Consider the following 16,661-nt stretch of genomic DNA (forward strand, 5'->3'; position numbering starts at 1 on the left):
GAGGGTGGAAAGCCTTAGATGGCTTTCGCCATTCTCAAATTGCAGGGGCTCATCTGCCAGTTGAATTCGCCCTTGCCGTCGGCGTCGAGGGTGACGCAGGCAATCGCTGAGGTAGTAAACATCGGGGGCGTTTCCCCCGGGCACAGCTCTGAGACGAGGTACCCCACCAACGGCAGGTGTGAAACGACCAGCGCCGTTTTCACGCCCTCATTCGCCAGCGCCTGAAGATAAGCGCTAACCATCCCTACATCGCCGCACGGCGTGAGTTCCGGCATCACGTCGACATCTTTCGGCAGGTTCATGCACTCCCCTACTACGTCGAGAGTTTGCTCTGCACGCAGGTAAGGGCTGACAAGCACCCGCTCAATATCCACTTTTTGACCTTTCAGCCAGGTTGCCATCTGACGAGATTCGTCACAACCGCAAACGGTTAAGGGACGAACGGAGTCACTGGCTGCATCGAGGGCAGCGTCGCCGTGACGCATGATAAAAACTTGCATATTGCACCGCTTTTGTTAACCAGAATCACCGCAACTCGCTCTGCGTAAACAATACGCAGGCGACCCGGTGGCCGGGCATTGTGCCTGATCCATCCAACGAATGAAACGCTGTTTTTTACCTCAATGGCGTAAGTATAGTCAATATTTGTTTACAAAACCGCCAATCAACAGCGCCAGTCCACGTTGGATTTACCTTCTTTTGACCATAACTTAGGTCGTCCGTTCACCAGTGGGCCAAAAGGTCGCCCCCTGCTCGGCCATGCGCAATAAGGTGTCGCACGGAGAAAAACGAGGGCCGTACTGTGCGGCCAGACGCTGCAAGATTGCGGCGACTTCACCCGCGCCGAGGCTATCCATATAGCGGAACGGGCCGCCGAGAAACGGCGGAAAACCTATACCAAAGACGGCGCCAATATCGCCATCACGCGCGCTACGTACGATCTGTTCATCAAAACAGCGCGCCGCCTCGTTGAGCATCATCATCACGCAGCGTTCAGCGACCTGCTGAGCAGACAAACGCGCCTGCGGACTTGCTACTGCCAATAATGGGTAAATAGCCGGGTCAGCCCGTTTTTTGCTTTTACGCCTTTTTGTCTCATAAAGATAGAAACCGCGATTATTTTTTCTGCCTTTGCGATCGTCCTTCAAAATCGCGTCAATGATGTTTGCAGGCGGGCTAAAACGTTCACCAAAAGCGGTCTCCAGTACCGGGATAATCTTAGTGCCGGTATCAATGCCGACTTCATCCAGCAACTGAATAGGTCCAACCGGGAAACCAAATTTAACCAACGCATTATCAATATGTTCAACCGGCTCGCCCTCCAGCAGCAGGCGCATGGCTTCATTGATATAGGGCGCCAGAATACGGTTAACATAAAAACCGGCACGGTCGGCAACCACGATCGGCGTTTTGCCCTGCAGCTTCGCCAGCTTCACCACCGTGGCGATGGTTTGCTCATCGGTCGTTGCATGCGGGATAACCTCAACCAGCGGCATTTTTTCGACCGGGCTGAAAAAGTGCAGACCAATTACCTTCTCAGGCCGCGCGGCCTGAGCGGCGATCTCGCCGATCGGTAGCGATGAGGTATTGGAGGCAAAGATCGTCTGCGGCCCGCAGCATTGTTCGATCTCGCCAACCATCCGCTGCTTCAGCGCCAGATCCTCAAACACCGCTTCGATGACCACATCGCGGTGGGCAAAGCCATGATAATCCGTAGCGCCGGAAATCAGCGCCAGCTGACGATCGCGTTCACTGGCGCGCAGATAGCGGCGACGCACCTGCTTATCCAGCAGCTCCCAACTGTACCTGAGCGCATGATTGATGCCTTTCGCCTGAATGTCTTTTATGCGTACCGGCAGGCCGCCTTTACAGGCGGTGACGTAAGCAATTCCGCCTCCCATTAAGCCGCCGCCGAGTACAGCAATGCTATTCAGCGGAGCGGGGTCAGCTTCGGCGCCACGATCTTTTTTCAGATCGGTGCTGGCAAAGAAAATAGAACGTAACGCTTGCGATTGCGGCGTCATCGCCAGTTCGCCAAACGCTCGCGCCTCTTCGGCGTAACCGCTGCTGCAGCCGTGCGCCAGTCCGTTTTCTATCACCTGTAAAATACGTTCTGCCGCCGGGTAATTACCCTGCGTTTTTTGCCGGGTCTTTTTCGCCACCATGCGGAACAGCAGCTGACGCCCCAGAGGCCCGGCAAGTACCCGTTCGCGCACCGGCACAGTTCGGCTCGCCGGCCGGCCCTGTAGCGCCAGCTCAACCGCGGTCCGCAGCAATATCGATTGCGGGACAACATCGTCCACCAGCCCGGCTTTCAACGCCTGACGCGGACGCAATTGTTTACCGGTGAGGATCATTTCAAGCGCCGTACTGACGCCAATCAGCCGCGGCAGGCGTTGAGTGCCGCCGGAGCCCGGTAGCAACCCCAGTTGCACTTCCGGCAATCCCAACCGCGTTTTATCATCATCGCTACAGACTCGCCCATGACAGGCCAGCGCCAGCTCCAGGCCGCCGCCAAAGCAGGCGCCGTGAATGGCGGCAATCACCGGGATAGAAAGCGCGTGGATCTCGGACATGATCTGCTGGCCCTGGCGCGCCAGCGCTTCGGCTTCTGCGGCGCTGGTACAACGAGCAATCATGTTGATATCCGCGCCGGCGATAAAGTTGTCGGGTTTAGCGGAGATAAATACGGCGCCGCGCAGCGCCTTATTTTCGCGGAGCTGGCGGATAATCGTCCGCACCTCGCCGCCGAACTCGGCTTTCAGGGTATTCATCTTTTCGCCGGGCGCGTCGATGGTAATAACGGCGATGTTATCCGGGCGAATTTCAAGCGTAAAAGCTGTTGCCGCTTCCATTATTCGACCTCCAGAACCATAGCGGAACCTAAACCCCCCGCCGCGCAGGCGGTAACCAGCCCAAATCCGCCGCCGCGGCGCCGGAGTTCATGCAACGTCTGGGTAATCATGCGCGCGCCGGTCGCCGCAAAGGGGTGTCCGTAGGCGATAGAGCCGCCGAGCACGTTGAACTTGCTGGCATCGACTTCCCCGGTTGCCTGTGAACGGCCCAGCACTTCCCGGGCGAAACGATTACTGGCTAAACATTGTAGATTCGCCAGCGTCTGCGCGGCGAAAGCTTCATGCATATCAATCAACGTGAGGTCTGCAAGGGTAATTCCCGCCCTATCCAACGCCAGCGGCGTCGCCCACGCCGGCCCCAGCAGCATGTCCTGCCAGACATCAATAGCGGTGAAAGCATAGCTACGCAGGTAGCCCAGCGGCGTTAACCCCAACTCTTTGGCCCGGGATTCGGTCATCATGATCACCGCGGCGGCGCCGTCGGTGAGCGGCGTACTGTTTGCCGCCGTGACGCTACCGTGTTTACGATCGAACGCCGGACGTAACTTTTGGTAATCCGCCAGGGTTGAATTTTTACGAATATTGTTGTCCTGCTCCAGCGGCTCGCGATAAGGCGGTACATAGGCCGTCATCACTTCACTGGCCAGTTTGCCCTCTTCCCAGGCGCGGGCGGCAAGCTGGTGTGAACGCAGCGCCAGCGCGTCCTGATCTTCACGACTAATGCCCCAGGTTTTCGCCATCTGCTCAGCGGTGTCGCCCATCCGCAGGCCGGTTGAGTATTCCGCGACAGCAGGTGGCACCGGTAAAAGATCGCGCAGGCGCAGGCGGGAAAAGAGTTTTAGCCGTTGGCCAAGGGTGCGCGCTTTATTGGCATCCACCAGGGTGCGGGCCAGTTTTTTACTCACGCCGATGGGGAGAACGGAGGAGGAATCAGCGCCGCCGGCGATGCCCGCGCGGATCGTGCCGGCCATCAGGCTTTCGGCAATATTGGCTACCGCCTGGAAACTTGTGGCGCAGGCGCGGCTGACGCTATAGGCGTCGGTATGCACATTCATGCCGGTACCGAGCACGATTTCACGAGCAATATTCGGCGCTTCCGGCATCTGTACAACCTGGCCGAAGACCAGTTGTTCAATCACTTCCGGGGGAACTTCACTGCGCGCCAGCATTTCGCCGACGACCATTTTACCCAGATCTACGGCCGGAACGCCGTGATACGCCGTCGCCTGACGGGCAAATGGGGTACGTAAACCGCTGACAATGGCAATGCGATCGCCCTGACGGGTGATAAGCGGTAATGCCTGACTCATAACTCTCCCCTGTTAACCGATAAAACCAAGTGGTCTGACCTGATAACTAGTCTTAACTAATTTTTTACATTAAGCCAATCGGGGAAGAGAAAAAGTGGGAGCCAAAACACATTGAATAGAAAAGATAACGCCTCAGGAAAGAGGCGTTAAGAGAGAGGATTAACGTAACCCCAGCTGGAAGATCAGCGATTCCGCTTCACAGCTAAAAACAAAATCGATATTCAACTGCACGCCGCCATCAACGTCGGTGAACGTCGAGTTAATTTTGCACGGTTCAGATTCCACATTGCGGGCTTTTTCGCTCAGCGCGGCGAGGGTTGCTTCCGCTTCAGCGCGGTTTGCAAACACACGGCTGTAGGAGGCGGTGCAGTCGGTGTTGTCCACAATGGTGCCAACATCCATACAGCAGCAAACCGGGGTTTCATCAGCGCTACATTTACTCATCGTAGATTTCCTCTGTATATGCACCTTCGGTGCCAGACAAATAATGCGCCTATTTTACGCCCGCCCTCGTCCCCCCTCCAGTTGTTAATGGCAGGAAAACGCTTAAGTGACAGAAATCACACTTAAAAATGATCCAAAACAAAAATGCCCCAAATTGGGTATGACGAAGCAGGGCAATTTTGCCAGCTGGATCGCGTTTCTGTTATCACACTTGAAAAATCTTATAAACAAACTTGCAACAACTCATCTGGTCAGACCTATACTCAGGCCACTGGTCTGATTTCTCTGTTGTAAAGCAGACCCTACACTTCGCGCTTCTGTTACGGCATGTAACATAGTTTAAATAAAAATAACTCAATGAGGTTATGGGCATGAGCCAGAAAACCCGCTTTACCCAATCTGCCCTTGCAGTGGCTGTAGCACTTGTTTCAACCCAAGCCTGGTCCGCAGGATTCCAGTTAAATGAATTCTCCGCTTCCGGCCTTGGTCGTGCCTATTCCGGTGAAGGGGCAATCGCTGACGATGCGGGCAACGCCAGCCGTAACCCCGCGTTAATCATGATGTTTGACCGGCCGACAATGTCGGCAGGCGCCGTCTTCGTCGATCCGGACGTTAATGTTTCCGGTACTTCGCCTACCGGTAAAAGTCTGAATGCGGACAATATTGCCCCAACGGCATGGGTACCAAACCTCCACTTTGTTTCGCCAATTAATGATCAGTTTGGTTGGGGCGCATCTATCACCTCTAACTACGGTCTCGCGACTGAATTTGCTGATAACTATGCTGCCGGCAGTATGGGCGGCACAACCGATCTCACCACCGTTAACTTCAATTTAAGCGGCGCCTATCGCCTGAACAGCAACTGGAGCTTTGGTTTAGGTTTTGACGCGGTGTACGCGAAAGCGAAAATCGAACGCTACGCAGGTGATTTAGGACAAATCGTTGCCGGTTCCGGTAAACTGCCGCCAGCGCTGGCGGGCAGGGTCAGCCAGATCCCTGCCGACACTCAGATTGCGCATTTGAACGGCAACGAATGGGGGTTCGGCTGGAACGCCGGTATCCTGTATGAGCTGGATAAGAACAACCGCTATGGTTTCACCTACCGCTCGGAAGTTAAAATCGACTTTGATGGCAACTATAAGAGCGATCTGCCGTCCGCGTATAACCAGATCCTCGGCAACTTCGGTTTACCGGCCGGTACCGATGGCCGTACCACTAACGGCTCGCTGACCCTCAACTTGCCAGAGATGTGGGAACTGTCGGGTTATAACCGCGTCGCGCCGCAGTGGGCAGTTCACTATAGCCTGACCTACACCAGTTGGAGCCAGTTCCAGGAGCTGAAGGCCACTGGCAGCAATGGCCAGACGCTGTTCTATAAAGATGAAGGCTTTAAAGATGCTTACCGCATCGCGCTGGGTACCACCTATTACTATGACGATAACTGGACCTTCCGTACCGGTATCGCCTTCGATGATAGCCCGATTCCGGCTGGCACCCGCTCCATCTCTATCCCGGATCAGGATCGCCTGTGGCTGAGCGCCGGTACCACCTACGCGTTCAATAAAGATGCTTCAGTGGATGTTGGTGTCTCTTACATGCACGGTCAGCACGTGGAAATTAAAGAAGGTCCTTACACCTTCCGTTCTGAAGGTACCGCCTGGCTGTACGGCGCGAACTTCAACTACCGCTTCTGATAAGCTAACGGTATAAAAAAGGGTGAACATCATGTTCACCCTTTTTCTTTTCTGACCCGCATGGATTACTGCGAATCGATATCTTTCAGCTCATCCTGAATCGCCTGCGCGTTCGGATTATCGGCCGGCGTCAGCTTACCGCCGTTGGCGATAAAGTCGTGCCGCTGGAAGTAGGCTTCACGCATCAGGATGTATGGATCGGAAGACTGGCGCAGCAGGCCGTCGGAATCCAGCAGCTGAGCGCGCGTTTCAATCCCTTCGACCGCCCATTTACCGATGGACATCGGCCAGGTCAGCCAGGAGAGTACCGGATACAGGCCATCGGCCATGTCGCCGCCCTCATCACGCAGGGTGAAACTACCATAGAACGGCAGCTGTACGTACGGGCCGTAGCCCACGCCGTAGTGGCCCAGCGTGCTACCAAAGCGATGCGGTTCAACGCGCTGCAGCTGCGGGTTCGCCATACCTGCGACGTCGATTAAGCCGCCCATCCCGAGAATAGTGTTAAGGAAGAAGCGTGTGAAATGCACCATGCCTTTATAGGGATCGCCCTGCAGGAAGGAGTTGACCATTACCGCCGGTTCTTCAAGGTTGCTGGTGAAGTTGCTTAAACCATTACGCGCCGGTTGCGGCACATAATCACGCCAGGCGACGGCGACGGGACGCAGTACATAAGGATCAACCACATTAAAGTTGAAGTTGAACATGGTACGGTTAAACCCTTCAAGCGGATCTGAACGCCCCTGCGGTCGATCGTCAGTGCTGGAACTGGCACATCCCACCAGCAATGTGGCGCCAAGCGCAAGCGCCGACAGGCGATAATTCATAGGTGTCTCCCTGTTAATTCTGACTATCGCTGGAGGCATCCGGGACGGCGCCCCCATTAGCATTTTATCGTTGGGTAGCTGCTTTCAGCATAGCCTTCTTTGGCATAATTGTTGCTCCCCGATTCTATACATATTTTGCAATATTCGTATTGCTATTCTTGCCATTGCGCTGAATTTAGGAGCATATCCTGTGCCGCCGCGCTGATTTCTCTCTACGCTTAGTAACAAATACAAAGGGAGAGCAGCCATGACCCGACAAAATACCCCCACCAGTATGCATGATAGCGATGAACGAGAAGTTGAAAGCGAAGAGAAACAGCATGGCGAGAAAATAGAAGTGGATGAAGAGCGTCTACCTTCGCAGGCAATGGCTACCCATGAGGTGATTCGCCAGGAGGGTGAAAAGGAGCTCGAGCGCGACGCCATGGCGCTACTATGGTCAGCAATTGCCGCCGGTTTGTCGATCAGCGCCTCGCTGGTAGCCAAAGGGATTTTTCATGTTCACCTTGGCGCCCTGCCCGGCGGTTATCTGCTGGAGAATTTGGGATACACCTTCGGCTTTATTATTGTCATTCTCGCCCGCCAGCAGCTGTTTACGGAAAATACCGTCACCGCCGTGCTGCCGATTATGCATAAACCCAGCGCCGGTAATATTGCTTTATTGCTGCGCCTGTGGGGTGTGGTGTTATTAGGTAATTTATTGGGTGGGGCTATCGCCGCCTGGGCGTTTAATATCATGCCGATTTTCGATGACGCCACTCGTGAGGCGTTTCAAAGCATCAGCCAGAAAGTCATGGAAAACACGCCGACCGAAATGTTTGCCAACGCGATTATTTCCGGCTGGCTGGTGGCGACAATGGTCTGGATGTTCCCGGCCGCCGGCTCGGCGAAAGTCATCGTCATCATCCTGATGACCTGGCTGATTGCGCTGGCGGACACCACGCATATCGTCGTCGGCAGTGTGGAAATTTTCTATCTGATTTTCAGCGGCGCCCTGCCCTGGCAGGAGTTCATCTGGCCCTTCGCGCTGCCGACGCTCGCCGGCAACATCTGCGGCGGCACCTTTATCTTCGCCCTGCTAAGCCACGCCCAGATTCGCAACGACATGACCCAGGAACAGAAAGCCAAAGCGAAGGCCGAAGCAGATAAAAAGGGCTAAACGGCTGCAAATTAAGCAATTAATCGTAATGCGCTTAACGGGCGGCGGAAAAAACGCTATAATCCCGCCGCCTTGTCCCCTTAGTTAAATGGATATAACGAGCCCCTCCTAAGGGCTAGTTGCAGGTTCGATTCCTGCAGGGGACACCATATACACCTCTCCTGACATCTACCAAATTCAATAAAACCCTCTTATAATCAGCGATAAACCCTCTATTCTGGCTATGCTATATCAACTGATGTCTACCCATTTCAACGTGAATCATTAAACGTTTGGGGGCCTTAGTGGGGGCTTATCCTGTTCAATGAAAAATGAGGCCCCCATAAATGACCTTAAATGCACGTCAGGTCGAGACTGCAAAACCCAGAGACAAAGCCTATAAGCTCGCTGATGGTGGAGGGCTCTATCTCATGGTCAATACTAACGGTTCAAAGTACTGGCGCATGAAGTATCGATTTGCCGGCAAAGAGAAAAAGCTCTCATTCGGAATATACCCGGACATCTCACTTGCGGAAGCTCGTACTAAACGAGATGAGGCAAGAAAGCTATTAGCGAATGATAAGGATCCCGGAGAGGTCAAAAAAGCCACGCTGTTAGCCAAAAAACTCTCGGTTACCAATACATTTGAAGCAATAGCTCTCGAATGGTACAGTGCAAAAGTATCTGGTTGGTCGAAGAGTTATGCTGATTACGTCAAGCGAGCTTTTAAAAACAATGTCTTTCCTTATCTGGGCTCTCAGCCAGTGAACGAAATAAAGCCACTGGCACTTTTATCTGTATTGCAAAAAATGGAAAAGCGGGGGGCGACTGAGCTCGCAAGCAAAGTACGCCAGCGTTGTAATGAGGTTTTTCGCTACGCGATTGTAACAGGTCGTGCCGAATACAACCCTGCTGCTGATCTTGGTAGCGCTTTGCAAGGCCATGAGAAACAGCACTATCCCTTCCTTACAGCCGCTGAGCTGCCTGATTTTTTGCAAAAGTTATCAAACTACTCTGGAAGTCTTATTACTCTTCTGGCAACCCGTTTGCTCATGCTGACAGGCTTGAGAACAGTAGAGTTACGTCTGGCTGAATGGAGAGAAATTGACTTCGATAATCGTATCTGGGAAATCCCCAAAACTAGAATGAAAATGAAACGTCCTCATGTTGTCCCGTTATCGGCTCAATCTTTGAGCGCTCTCCGTCAATTGAAAGTACTAACAGGAAACTACAAACTCATTTTTGCGGGTCGCAATGATGTGAACATAGCGATGAGTGAAGCTAGCATCAATATGGTTATAAAGAGGATTGGCTACGATAAGAGAGCAACTGGGCATGGTTTTCGTCACACTATGAGTACTATTTTGCATGAGCAGGGATTCAACTCGGCATGGATCGAAACACAACTAGCCCACGTAGATAAAAACTCAATCCGTGGAACCTATAATCATGCCCAGTATCTAGAAGGTAGAAGGGAGATGATGCAATGGTATGCAGACTTTATGGATGCGTTTCAGGGAGGTGATGTAGTAGTAAAAAAAGAACATTTTTGAAACGTATAAAAGATTAATTAGGTATATTAATTATTTTATAGAAAGTTGGGTTTATTATTTGCTTTTGCTAATCAATTATACGCTTTAAGTACGCACTTACTAACCAGGAACTAAATTGTCAGTAATACGCAAAAAAAGAGAATTATTCACTCCAGTCCTCGCAAATATTATTTTTACGATGACTTAAATTATCATAAACAGCATAATTGTATCTCACAACGCATTACGACGAGCCATTCTTATTTCCAGCTGGGTCGCCATAAGAGCTGTCAGGTCTATGATACGTCTATCAAAAACTTGCAAGAGTTCTAGTGATAATAAGTTGTCACTTAATAATCATTACGTATGTTTATTTATTTTTACATAGAGGGCAAAAAGTGAATATTTTGTTTTATTGTTCAATACTAAGCCTAAGAATATTTTCATTATTAAATTCCAGTGCCTACTGAAAATACAGGCTCTAAGTATAAAACGCTTTTGACTTGCCAGCGGCTCATCTTCCTCATGAGTTCGTACCAAGGGCTTGGAAATCCCGGCAATAAGAAACTCACTTCAACATAAGCCGTTCGCGTCATACGGATTGAGGATGACGCTGGACAAGGGAAATTGTGCACAATGGTATATCGTTTACTTGCCCTGAGGAAATATTGTTCGTAAATGGTCCTAGCCGGGGAGGCAGACCTCCAGTAACGGAGAATTTTGTCTGTGAAAAACGCCCATTATTAAATTATAAAAACCTTTAAAAATTTAATTTTTTAGAACATTGAACTATATATTTGTTCATTTTCTATATAAAATGCATTTCAGGTGGCTTTTGTGTAAAGTTTTTCTCTTCTGATTTGGCAGGCGGGAGCGTTGCACTTTTATCATGTTAACTGGCTATAAATACGAACCCATCAGTATACTCCATAGTGAACAAGTGATTGCGTGGGAGCTTCTCTCTACGGCAGAACCGCACATTGATCTGGAAGCACATTTTGGATTAATGGCTGTGACAGAGCAAAAAAAACACTTTTTTGCTCAACTCAAACATGCCACATTTTCTGAAGAGGCTGACAAATATCACCTTAATGCCTCATCCTCTTTAATGCTGGAAGCGGATTTCCTAGAGCGGCTATGTGAAGAAGCTCTTTATCCTAATAAACTGGCTATCGAGATCACTGATCTTGAAAACATTATTGACTCAGACCCTATCCGCATTTGTGCATTATGCAAGTGCATTGCTGAATTGCGCTATAGGGGAAGCGAAGTATGGGCTGATGATGTAACTGAAACTATCCTTTGGGAATTGTTCGAATGTGCTATCCGCTTTGATGGTATTAAAATTGATAAACATACATTCTGGCATGGACGCACTGAGCGGAGTAAATTTCTGCAACTTGCACAATGCTGCAAGTATTTTACAAATAAGATTCTGATAGAAGGCATTGAAACAGAGAGCGATTTAGAATTAGCGCGCGCGAGTGTTGCTGAGTATGGTCAGGGTTATTTATGGAGAGAAATATGAATTCTATTTTACTTTAGACCTGCTTTAGACAGGCATAGTACCAGCCACATCTTATGATTTCCAAGGAATATTTAGGGGGTGTTTTTACAGATATGCATCCCCCTGTATATTTTTAAGATTGTCTGCTTTCATAATGCCACACAGTGAATATTGAACTGTCGTGTCAGACGGGATTTTATTGCGTTCGTCTCCGACTTAAACAACCGGCATCTAGTTGTCATTGTAATGTTGTAAAAATTAAGGAAAAACATTATGCGAATTATTTCCGCTATTGTATGCGGTTCCATTTATCTTCTTCCCGTTGTCGCTAACTCTGCAGGCAACACAGAGACTGCGTCAATGCACGTTTCTCTTGAAGTCGTTAAATCCTGCACGCTCAATGCAAACGACTTGAATTTCTCTCAACATGGCTCGGATGAGGCTGGAGAAATTAAAGCCAGTACGCAGGTCGATATAATTTGCACCAACGGCACTCCTTTTACACTGTTCGCCGCTAGCAGTGACGCCAGTGAAAATGGAACTTTCTGGCTAAAACCCGAAAATAATGAGGCAGGTGCAAAAAAAATAGCTTGGAAACTTTACGCTGACGAAGGTAAAAAGGCGCAAATCAACAGCATCCAGGGGTTAACCGATACCGGGACAGGTTCCAAGCAAATAGAAACTTTGTACGGGGTCATTGAAGCTGGCGCGCTCACCACTGCCCAGGCTGGCACATACGCTGATGACGTCACATTAAACCTGATGTACTGAGTATGTTTCGTTTTCTGTCCCTGCTCTTTTTCTGGTTAGTGATATTAATCCCGCTATCCCACTATACATCCGCCGCTACGCTTCAGGTGGCCCCTGTGATGCTTGAGCTGCAGAGTCACCAGAAAGCAACAGCTTTATACGTCACAAACACCGGGATGACATCGATTCATGCGCAGATACGAGTCTATGAATGGTCGCAGGTAGACAATAAAGATGTCTTAAGGCCAACTGATAAATTGATCAGCAGCCCTGCTATGACTTCTCTTTCACCGGGCGAGCGGCAACTTGTGAGAATTATCGTTCTGCAACCAGGGGGGAGTGTGAAGGAGCAAAGCTATCGTCTGGTGATTGATGAGTTGCCAAACAAGGCTTCTGACTCATCCAGTCCCAACGCTGTGCATTTCCTGCTGCGGTACTCGATTCCCGTCTTTATTACCGGGCGCGAACATAAACCTTCAGATCAGGATGACGTCAGTTGTGAGCTGACAAAGAATATAACGACAATTCGTTGTTATAACTCAGGAGCACGCCACATACGCCTCAGTAATCTTCAGGCTTTGACTGCTCAGGAGCATGTTGTTGGCTCTATTCATGGACTTGCTGGGTATGTGCTTCCGGGACAAACCACCCTTCTGACAATCAAGCAAACATCTCAACATAAGCTCAGCGCACTGCGCGTATACCTCAATGATGACCATAATGCCAGCCATATTCCGTTGCATCCGATCGCCACTCGTGCGTCTGCTCTGGCTACCGCTGATTCTACCAGCCCACGCTGAGTCTTTAGCCGTCGATCAGCAGTGGCTGGCAATAACCATAAATCACTCCCCGCGAGGGGAGTTATGGGCATGTCGGGTGGTTGGGAATTCTCTTTGGATTAGTCGTGCCGACATAAAAAAACTGGGACTTCACGCACCTAATGACCAAAGCGAATGGATTGAGCTGACTGCACAACCCGGTCTGAAAGTGAGTCTTGATGTACTTTCTCAGCACGTCAGCATCACTGCTGATACGAAGGCGCTCGACAGTCGGCAACATCTGCTTCTTGATACGCCAACGCAGCTCTATCCCTATCCTGAAGCACAACCAATACGCGCTTTTACGCTTGGCTACTCGCTTTATGCCAATAATTTCCTGGGACAGCGCAGGTTTAACGCCCTGACTACGCTAAGTACTTCGGGGGGGCTCCCAGGTGTGATTAGTAGCAGTTTTGCAAGCCATGCAGGAGATGAAAACAGCGCAGGAGGGAGGGCTAACACCCGTCTCGATACGAACTGGCAGTGGGATGACACAAAATCATTAACCACTCTCGCGCTGGGGGACAGTATTACTATCGGTACCAGCTGGAGCCGGCAGGTACGTTTTGGCGGGCTGCACTGGGCACGCAATTTTGAACTCAATCCGCAGCTCAACACCGAACCGCGGAGCCGATACAGTGACAGCGCAGTTCTTCCTTCAACAATTGACCTTTACGTCGATGGCCTCAAGCAGACCAGCCAGCATGTTACGCCCGGAGAGTATCTGTTGGACACCCTGCCCTCCTTTACTGGTAATGGGCAGGCACAGGTGGTCATCACCGACATCAATGGTCAACGTCGTACTGTTCAACTCGATTTGTATGGTGCGCCCGGTATGCTGGCAGAGGGACTCAGCAGCGGTTCGTTGGATCTCGGCTGGATGCGAAAAAATTATACGCTGCGTTCGGATGATTATTCCTCCTCACCAATGCTTGATGCAGGATTGCAGTATGGCATGAGCAACAAATTGACATTGGCTGTGCATACCGAACAACAACGTGACCTGCACAATATAGGCACGGGAACTGACTGGTTAATCTCTCCAGGGATAGGAATTATCAGCCAGCACGTAGCGGTAAGTGAAAGCCCCTACGGCCAGGGGGCTAAGTGGGGTCTCGGCTGGCAGTGGAACGGTAACGGTACTGGACTTTCCGCCAGTACCGTTAGCACCAACGAGGCCTTTGCCGACAATGCCCGAATGAGTGGAACTTTGCCCGTTAAGCGCAACAACACCTTATGGGCAAGTCATTCATTTAATGGCTTCGGCACGCTGGGTGCAGGCTGGGTACAACAAACTATTCAGGGCAGTAAACATCGCTATTTGAATGCGTCCTGGTCCGCTTCATTGCCACATAATCTCTCTGCAAATTTGAGCTTTACACGTTCATTCGAAGAGTCATCAAACTCTGTTCAGCTCATGCTTACGGTGCCGTTAGGCCGCAGAGATGCGTTTTCTGTACAAGCCAACCACAAGTCGTCCCGACTGGACTATCGTCACCAACCTGATAGCCAGACTGGTGGCTGGTCATGGCAACTTGGGAAAGGTGAACACAACGAAAAGTATGCCGATATAGGCTATCTGGGGCCTTATGGAGAGTGGCATGTTGGACAGGGGCATGGCGATAACCAGCGAAGCCAGTATGCCTCCGGCGAAGGCAGTCTGACGTTACTCGATAATACCGTACATGCACTGCGTTACAGCCAGCAAGGAACGGGCCTGGCACTGATATCGACGAACGGCATCGGACATGTACCGGTGAAGCTTGAAAATCGCCCCGCAGGTGAGACCGATGACAAGGGTTATCTTCTGCTGACGGATCTACCGCGTTATCACAACAGTAAGGTCACCATTAATCCCCTGGATCTACCTGCAGATATCGTTGCCCCTGTTACCGATATGTACGCCAGACCGGGGAATGGCAGCGTAGTAAAAGCCCATTTTAATATACATCAGGCGGTGACTGTTCAGGCCAGACTGGTGGATACCGAGCATCGTCCGCTGCCGCTGGGTAGTGTGGTTTCGACTCCCCATGGTGCCACTATCGTTGGACATGAGGGATTCATCTGGCTTGAAGATCCGCCACAGCCTGGTGAGCTGGCCGTGAAGACAGGTGAGGGAGCGTGCCGGGTCTCCCTTCCTGTACCACGTACAACCTCCGCGATACAGAATATTGGAGAACAAGTGTGTTTTTGAGAACATCGTTATTATTTTTGCTATTGCTTTCTTTAAAGGCAACAGCGTCGGGATGCTGGATAACTTCAGGTGCAACCATCAATTTTGGCGAGGTGGCGGCCGGTGAGACGGCCTCTACAAATACAGAGGTTAAATTCAGCTGTCAGGCCGATTATGGTGCAAAAGAGTATATCAATGTCTGCCTGAGTAGTATTGCCCCCCCTCCTTTTAAGATGCTGTCTCTAGGGGATACAGAGGGCAAACAATACCCTTTGTTTTTTCGGATCTTCAATGGACTTGCCCGTTCACAGGAGCTAGGGACCACTACCAGTGGAAGCCTTATTGAGCAAACTCTGCTTGCCGAAAGTAATGCTAACGTGAATGGCCGCTTTCCTCTCGTTGCCACCCTCCCTGCGGGACAAAGTCACCTCCCGGCGACACACTATTACAACTATAATATGAATCTGCGCATTTCCTGGAACAGTTCCCCTCGTCAGGAGTCTTTAAAAAGTTGCTCAGACGGCTCGGCGGAAGGAGAACAAATTCAGGGGGGGAGTCATGCAGAGGCCGTTATCGGAGCAAGTTGTAATATAGAATACGTCACACCGCTGAACTTCGGCATCATCACAAGTGCCGCGACGTTAAACCCAACGCGTTCAACGGCCACCCTCAGTATAAACTGTCCGGCCGGAATCTCCTATTCACTTGCTATGGGCAAAGGGAATCATACCAATGGAAATCAGAGGCAGCTGTGCAATATGGAAGGACAATGCCTACGGTATGAGATCTGGCAAGATGCAGGTGCAACGCAACGCTGGGGCGATCAAAGTAGCGGTGATACGTTAACTACATCCAATAATATCGGGGGCAAGAAAAATATCATCGTCTACGGCGAGCTTCCAGCTCAAACCATGACCGGTACGGGAGAGTTCGGTGATGACGTGATAATTACGCTGACCTATTAACGTATACACTAGTCATCAGTCTACTATTTTTGAATATAACGATAAATTCGCTGAAAAGGCCGCAGACGGCCTTATTCAGTTTTGGAATTATTCTATTTTAAGCTAATGTGAAATGATTCAGTGGTATTAATATGATCATGTGTGGTTTTTATAGTGTATATACTATCATCGAAAATTAAACATCACTTAAACAAGCATAAAGTTGTTCTTGTTGCGAGCATTAACGATGCGAGAACTATTTTATAACATTACGCTAGCCAATTCTTTATATTTTAAAATATAAATAATCATATTATATAAATATATGTAACACTGTGAAGTCTATCTATCCATTTTCACTCATCACCAGCTGTTTATTGTTACAGCTTTACCTTAATATTTCTTTATAATATATGGAATTCTCTTTCTTGACGTAAAGTGCTATTAAGCTTGAGAGGTTTAGTACATTTATGTTTATTTTGAAAAATAAGAACTCCTCATGCACAGAGAAGATGGCAAGTATTGACAATGGTGTATGTAAAACATTAGCATATTATATTATTATTCAATTTGAAATGTTGACTTCTGGATGTATCAAGATAGCAGATCTTACTTCTTCCAATGAGTTAATTGAATGATAAACATTTAATATATTAAACCATCCCAGAA

At 49.9% G+C, this 16,661-nt stretch carries 13 protein-coding genes and 1 tRNA gene; 9 read left to right on the forward strand and 5 right to left on the reverse strand.

From position 1 onward, the window contains the following. Nucleotides 1-14 precede the first annotated feature (14 nt). The 4 genes from sixA to EAE_RS24880 form a co-directional block, all read right to left on the reverse strand. The gene (gene sixA, locus EAE_RS24865; protein ID WP_015365538.1) at nucleotides 15-500 is read right to left on the reverse strand and encodes a phosphohistidine phosphatase SixA; all 486 of its coding nucleotides are present in this window, start codon (nucleotides 498-500) and stop codon (nucleotides 15-17) included. 210 nt (nucleotides 501-710) lie between these two features. Beyond that, a complete protein-coding gene (gene fadJ / locus EAE_RS24870; protein ID WP_015706183.1) occupies nucleotides 711-2,855 on the reverse strand; it encodes a fatty acid oxidation complex subunit alpha FadJ in 2,145 nt (714 codons plus the stop codon). Beyond that, nucleotides 2,855-4,165: an acetyl-CoA C-acyltransferase FadI gene (gene fadI / locus EAE_RS24875; RefSeq protein ID WP_015706184.1), complete on the reverse strand. Its 1,311-nt coding sequence runs from the start codon at nucleotides 4,163-4,165 to the stop codon at nucleotides 2,855-2,857. The genes fadJ and fadI overlap by 1 nt, the downstream gene beginning before the upstream one ends. 159 nt (nucleotides 4,166-4,324) lie before the next feature. After that, nucleotides 4,325-4,609: a YfcZ/YiiS family protein gene (locus tag EAE_RS24880; protein WP_015706185.1), complete on the reverse strand. Its 285-nt coding sequence runs from the start codon at nucleotides 4,607-4,609 to the stop codon at nucleotides 4,325-4,327. 371 nt (nucleotides 4,610-4,980) lie between these two features. Here EAE_RS24880 and fadL point away from each other — a divergent pair, with 371 nt between their 5' ends. Then, nucleotides 4,981-6,303, forward strand: coding sequence for a long-chain fatty acid transporter FadL (gene fadL, locus EAE_RS24885; RefSeq protein WP_020078223.1), 1,323 nt, complete (start codon nucleotides 4,981-4,983; stop codon nucleotides 6,301-6,303). A 65-nt stretch (nucleotides 6,304-6,368) separates the two neighbouring features. On the opposite strand, the gene mlaA is transcribed toward fadL, so the two are convergent. Beyond that, nucleotides 6,369-7,130 carry a phospholipid-binding lipoprotein MlaA gene (gene mlaA, locus EAE_RS24890; protein ID WP_015365533.1) on the reverse strand — a complete coding sequence of 254 codons (762 nt, stop codon included), beginning with the start codon at nucleotides 7,128-7,130 and terminating at the stop codon, nucleotides 6,369-6,371. Between the two features lie 247 nt (nucleotides 7,131-7,377). On the opposite strand from mlaA, the gene EAE_RS24895 reads away from it, so the two are divergent. The 8 genes from EAE_RS24895 (at nucleotide 7,378) to EAE_RS24930 (ending at nucleotide 16,013) form a co-directional block, all read left to right on the forward strand. Further along, on the forward strand, nucleotides 7,378-8,289 hold the full coding sequence (locus EAE_RS24895) for a formate/nitrite transporter family protein (protein WP_015365532.1): 912 nt from the start codon (nucleotides 7,378-7,380) through the stop codon (nucleotides 8,287-8,289). Nucleotides 8,290-8,363: 74 nt separating this feature from the next. Continuing rightward, nucleotides 8,364-8,438 (forward strand) — tRNA-Arg (locus EAE_RS24900). Nucleotides 8,439-8,615: 177 nt separating this feature from the next. Then, nucleotides 8,616-9,821 (forward strand): tyrosine-type recombinase/integrase, encoded by a 1,206-nt coding sequence (locus EAE_RS24905; RefSeq protein WP_015706186.1) that lies wholly within the window; start codon nucleotides 8,616-8,618, stop codon nucleotides 9,819-9,821. An 868-nt stretch (nucleotides 9,822-10,689) separates the two neighbouring features. Then, on the forward strand, nucleotides 10,690-11,328 hold the full coding sequence (locus EAE_RS24910) for an EAL domain-containing protein (RefSeq protein WP_015706187.1): 639 nt from the start codon (nucleotides 10,690-10,692) through the stop codon (nucleotides 11,326-11,328). 252 nt (nucleotides 11,329-11,580) lie between these two features. Next, the gene (locus EAE_RS24915; RefSeq protein WP_015706188.1) at nucleotides 11,581-12,078 is read left to right on the forward strand and encodes a Csu type fimbrial protein; all 498 of its coding nucleotides are present in this window, start codon (nucleotides 11,581-11,583) and stop codon (nucleotides 12,076-12,078) included. Nucleotides 12,079-12,080: 2 nt separating this feature from the next. After that, the gene (locus EAE_RS24920) at nucleotides 12,081-12,857 is read left to right on the forward strand and encodes a fimbrial biogenesis chaperone (RefSeq protein WP_015706189.1); all 777 of its coding nucleotides are present in this window, start codon (nucleotides 12,081-12,083) and stop codon (nucleotides 12,855-12,857) included. Nucleotides 12,858-12,933: 76 nt separating this feature from the next. Next, entirely contained in the window at nucleotides 12,934-15,069 is a 2,136-nt protein-coding gene (locus EAE_RS24925; protein ID WP_015706190.1) for a fimbria/pilus outer membrane usher protein, read from the forward strand. Beyond that, entirely contained in the window at nucleotides 15,060-16,013 is a 954-nt protein-coding gene (locus EAE_RS24930) for a Csu type fimbrial protein (RefSeq protein WP_015706191.1), read from the forward strand. Before EAE_RS24925 ends, EAE_RS24930 begins: the two co-directional genes overlap by 10 nt. Nucleotides 16,014-16,661 lie beyond the last annotated feature (648 nt).

Origin of the sequence: Klebsiella aerogenes KCTC 2190, assembly GCF_000215745.1 — a bacterium.
GTDB lineage: Bacteria > Pseudomonadota > Gammaproteobacteria > Enterobacterales > Enterobacteriaceae > Klebsiella > Klebsiella aerogenes.